This is a genomic window from Schlesneria sp. (assembly GCF_036405755.1).
Lineage (GTDB): Bacteria > Planctomycetota > Planctomycetia > Planctomycetales > Planctomycetaceae > Schlesneria > Schlesneria sphaerica.
Genome location: NZ_DASWWZ010000700.1, coordinates 1 through 4,730, shown reverse-complemented (window position 1 = coordinate 4,730; position 4,730 = coordinate 1). Strand labels below are relative to the sequence as shown.

Sequence of the window (4,730 nt, the reverse complement as noted above, 5' to 3'; positions counted from 1 at the left end):
AGAAAACGCCGCAGCGCCAATGAGTCTTCGCACCGCCAGGCGATTCCCCGCTGAGAGTCGATCCCTTCCAGATAGCCAATCATCAGCATTCGAAAGTAGACACCGGGAGGAATCGAAGGGCGGCCACCACTCTTGTAGTGCGGCTGGCACAACTGCTCGACGAACTGGTCGAACCCGTGTTCACGCAGCAAGCGATTGAGTTTGTCGTAAAACACATGTCCTGGACCGGTCGCCAGACGATCCGTCTCCAGCCAGAATTCCCGTTGACTCTCTGATTCACGCTTCCCCAGCGACACCGCCAAATCCTCCAGATACCATCTTCTCAACAAGGCCCGTTGAGTATATCAGGGATGTTGACTTTTGGGAGTTTTTCAACAGGCTGTTAATGGAGGAAGAGTCCTTTAAGATCGTCCGCTCGTTGTTGCCTGCCGAATGGGTCATGCACGAGTACCGCCCTGATTACGGAATCGATTTCTCAATCGAGCCATTTGAGAGTGTCGATGTCGATACTGCTGAGACACTTGGCGAACATCTGTTCGTTCAGTTGAAGAGCGTGAAAAAGCTTGCGACGAGAAGTATCAAGGTGCATCCACGCTACAACGTCGAAAAACGTCCTCTTAGCTTTGCCTCGCTGCATTCCGCTGAAAAGTTCAAAGAGATCACGGTCATCCCCTTTCAGATCGACACCAATGACCTCGTGACAGTTCAGACAATGGGAGCAGCGGCGACCGTCCTGTTGATTCTTGTGGCACTCGACGTAAAACGTGTGTTCTTCATCTGCTTGAATGATCTTATTGACAAGATCATCGTGCCGGAAGACCCCGTATTTGCCGAGAAGGATTCGAAGCTGGTGTTTATTCCGGCATGGAATGAGCTTACGGATCAGCCAGAATCGCTCGTGCCATTGAAGCTGTTCTCGAAGCGAGCGAAGTTCTACACGGCAATTGCGAAATTCGCTTTCCAGTATCACGAACTGTCCTACGCAGGAGTCGAGACCGTGGATGACGAGTCACCAGAATCCGCATACGCCAATACGGTTCGCCACTTTCTCGGCATCGTTCAATCGTTGTCGATCTGGGACGCCAGTGAATACTGGCCCTTGGTAGCCCATTACAAGGCCCGACTGAACCGATTGGAAGCGCTCTTGGACGGCAGAGAGCAAACAATGATCGGATTGCAGGCTGAAACGGAGATGTTATGGCAAGGTTTAAATGCACTTGGACGAACATTTGAGGAAATCGCACGTGAGTGGTTTCTTCCCACGTATTTGGGACAGTCTCTCACTCGGCTGTAGTGGGCTGGGAAGTCTCACACGAAAAGGTGAGTCCTCCAACTCATGCGTCAGCCTCTTCCAAATACCCCGTCGCCATCGGCGATCCCTCACGGGAGAAGCACACGGGGACACAGCAGGGGCCATCCAGCGCGGGGACACAGCATAATCCGTTGCACAAGCCTGGCTCTGCAGCGTCCTCTCGACCGTTACATCATACAAGACTCAGTCCGTGACTTCGACACTCGGCTGCTCCGCGCGTGCGTACTTCCGCTGAAAGTACTTACGAATATTCTCGTTGGGAAAATTTTCGCGACCCGTACCCGTCACTCTTGCATAGATAACGTTGAACTTTACCGGTCCTGGACGCAATGACAATTCCTGCAGATCCTTTACATTCGCCGCGAAGTCTATAAACACTCGATCCTGATACTGCTCGAATGTCCATCCACCCACACGCCCCCCTCCAGCGTCGTATAATTCACGGAGATCATCCCACGAACGAGGCCATGCACCGTCGTGCTCGTTCATATACGAGGTGACCATTTCTGTGGCGCCCCACTGGGCGTAGAAATCGTCCTCGCCGTATACCTCTGCCAAATAATATATTCGGGCCATGTAGAGAACGAATGAGCATGCAAACGCAATCGAAAAAATCTTCGCTCCCACTTTAAGAATTCGCATCTGTTCACGCTCCCCAAACTCATCGCCTTGAAATGAAATCTTCGATTTGCCTGAAACGCAAAACTTCTCTCTAATTTCAAATCTTTAGTCTATTCATGTAATGAAAGATAGACCCATGGCCCTCAAGATCGATTGTCCAGCAGTTTCATAGACTTTGAATGGATATTGATTCAAGAACTGGGCTTGCCCATGAAATGTGGGCGCGAGGAAAAGCGAGTATGCTTTTGCTTGAGGAGTCCAGAATATGTCGAGAGAACGTCGGAATTACACGCCGGAGTTTATCGGGGCACGGGGCACAGCATATTCCGTTGCGCGAGCGCCGCAGGGTTTTGGTGGCCCCAATGCTGAATTGGATATGCGGCAGACTGGCGTCCTGGAATGCCGAATACAATTGAAGGGGTTGTCGGCGGCTTCGTAAACTGGGCAAAGAAATCTCACTGCTCCAGCAGGACGATATGGGAAGCCATGGTCAGTAATTGCCTGGAGTCCCCTTTACGCTCACAGTGACGTTGTCGATTGCTGTTCTTTATGCTTAAGTTTGTCGCCAGAAACTAAGAGGAAATATTGTTAAATGAGATGTTTTTTAATGTGGTGAAAAGAGTAAAAGAAGATTCTGCCATGAAGGATTTGTTGTCACGCGATTTGTCGGATTCAGAACCAATATGGCATTGGTTCGTATGGTGTATTATTGGGTTGGTTGACGTTAGCGGTCGACGTATCCCAACAGTGATACTGATGGTGAGCGTGTTTGTGTTGTATGCATTTGTCGCGCACCCTGCGTGTGTGCGGAGGATGCTGCAGCACGACGATGCCCCCGGTGAGAGCTCGCTTTGACGAGGCAATCGTGGGTTCCTCGCGGGCGAAAAATCGAAATCGAAAACCTTTCTGCTGTTCACTCTCTTGGTCTCCTCGTTGCTCTTAACCCGCTCTCTCACAGCCCTGCAGTATCATGGTCAACTTTCTCGGACACCGTCTTTGGGGGCGCATCATCACGGTCACTCGAACGGAATATTCCAAGGGTTTGGATGTTTGGGCTCGCAGTGCTGGTCCTCACTGATGACACTCTCCTCGCGGGAGGTTTTCCGAGGGCGTGCGAGACTTCAGGAGCGAGTTAATTCAGGTCTCAGCCTTCGGAGTTCGGCGATGGTCGTTCGATCGGAACGTTTCACAGAGCGGTTCGTGTGCATCAGAGTGAGCGGGCCGGGGGTAAGCAGGTTTTGTTGCTGGCTACATTGGTGGACTTGAGCGTTGGCGGACATGAGGATCGTCGGATGATCTGCCTGCGGGGAGATATGTTCTACGTACGGGTGACAGCATGAATTGACTGGCTCTTATTGACTGGCTCCTCCGGTATCGAAAGTTCACCGGGGGAAGGGGATGTCGCTGCGGCGGTGACGCGCGTTATGCGGGTGAGGTTGGAGAGCGGAGGGGACAATCGCCTGGGGACGGGGTCGGGAAGTGGTCGTGAGAGCAGGCGATCGGAGCTTGACTCCCTACAGATCGGTGCGATGGATCTTGTACAGATGGGCTACAGCGGCAGGATGCCGCTGACACGGGCTTTGACGATGCCGAATATTGGACGAGTTTTGGTGAACTGGGAGCGGCGAGTAGCTCACGGGCTGGCCAGCTGGCCAAGATTTGGCCAGGCGGTGGCCAGTCCCATGTGCTTGAGTGACTGCTGGTTATGCATTCTGGGCCGGCTGGCCCAACTGGCCAGCGGGAAATGCAAAGGGGACATCTCACTTTGCGGGGTCAGCAAGGGATTAGGGGATCTGTGCGATGGATGTTGTACGGATGAGCTACAGCGGCAGGATGCCGTACTAGCAGTTGTTGTTTGATCAGCTTTTTACGTGGCCAACTGATCAACCACCGCACGCCACCCGGACGTCGCCAATCCAGTCGAATCCGATCGCCCCCGAGGTCCTCCTTCGGCCGAATTGGTGAGATTGATCCAGTCTTGAACTTGGCGTTCGAACAGCCTGACTTCGTCTCACAGCAACGACCAATCGATGATGGACTGCCAAAATCCTATCGGGCTGCGAGTTTCCCTCAAGACGGTGAAACATTTCGAGGAGGAATTTCGGATTGGTTTTGTGGGGTGATGGTCAATTGAGCTGGGATTGGGTAGGAATCCTGGCGGGATCTGGTTCGGGTTTCCTGTCGCAGAGCGACAGGTCTACTTTGGGGAAGAACTGCTCTCTGGCGGCAGCTTTCCCCGTGTTGCTTCCAGTGAACCAACCTGCGACATCTCCACTCTGAATGGGTCACAAAACCCACTCAGACTAAAGCACGGCTCAAGATGCACTTCACCGTGCGCTTACCATCATAAACTCTGCTACCCCATCCCCCCCGCAAATGCTGCTCATCGGAGAAGAGGAGAAGAGTTGTCTTTCGGGCAGCGCATGCGGTTACCAGCCGGAGGGCTTTGAGTTATACTCATGAGTGTTGATGTGTGCCTGGAATGGGACTCGTTCCGGGAAGGGGCAGGGGACGAACTGCAGTTAACGTCGCTGCCGACATTGATGCTTTCCGTCCGGGGCGAACTGAGCGAGACGAACAGATGAAGTTGAGTTTTGTTGTCAGCCGTCGAAGACGAACTGGTGGAGTTGACGGTGGTCCTGGGGTGAACGGGCGGGTACGGCCGGGCAGCTCCCACGTCGCCATGTTCGTGACCGTATTTGCGATCTACTTCGGGCGACAGGTTTCCGTTCTGGCCGATCAGGCAGAAGATCATTTTGAAGCCAAGATTCGCCCTGTGTTGCTGACCGTCTGTTTT

General features: G+C 53.0%; 6 protein-coding genes. 4 read left to right on the top strand and 2 right to left on the bottom strand.

Annotated features, from left to right (window positions below; translation table 11 throughout):
* Positions 1-296: transposase (locus VGE80_RS23180; protein ID WP_440594304.1), on the bottom strand; the 296-nt coding region annotated here is incomplete at its 3' end.
* Positions 297-385: 89 nt separating this feature from the next.
* On the opposite strand from VGE80_RS23180, the gene VGE80_RS23175 reads away from it, so the two are divergent.
* On the top strand, positions 386-1,294 hold the full coding sequence (locus VGE80_RS23175; protein WP_440594303.1) for a DUF4365 domain-containing protein: 909 nt from the start codon (positions 386-388) through the stop codon (positions 1,292-1,294).
* Positions 1,295-1,495: 201 nt separating this feature from the next.
* Here the strand turns inward: VGE80_RS23175 and VGE80_RS23170 are convergent, their stop codons facing one another.
* Positions 1,496-1,954, bottom strand: a complete 459-nt coding sequence (locus tag VGE80_RS23170) for a hypothetical protein (RefSeq protein ID WP_440594302.1) — start codon at positions 1,952-1,954, stop codon at positions 1,496-1,498.
* 1,508 nt (positions 1,955-3,462) lie between these two features.
* Between VGE80_RS23170 and VGE80_RS23165 the strand changes: the two genes are divergently transcribed.
* The 3 genes from VGE80_RS23165 to VGE80_RS23155 all read left to right on the top strand — a co-directional run.
* Positions 3,463-3,792 (top strand): hypothetical protein, encoded by a 330-nt coding sequence (locus VGE80_RS23165; protein WP_440594301.1) that lies wholly within the window; start codon positions 3,463-3,465, stop codon positions 3,790-3,792.
* A 600-nt stretch (positions 3,793-4,392) separates the two neighbouring features.
* The gene (locus tag VGE80_RS23160; protein WP_373653109.1) at positions 4,393-4,518 is read left to right on the top strand and encodes a hypothetical protein; all 126 of its coding nucleotides are present in this window, start codon (positions 4,393-4,395) and stop codon (positions 4,516-4,518) included.
* A partial coding sequence (locus VGE80_RS23155; protein WP_440594300.1) for a hypothetical protein occupies positions 4,515-4,730 on the top strand: 216 nt, incomplete at its 3' end. The genes VGE80_RS23160 and VGE80_RS23155, both read left to right, overlap by 4 nt.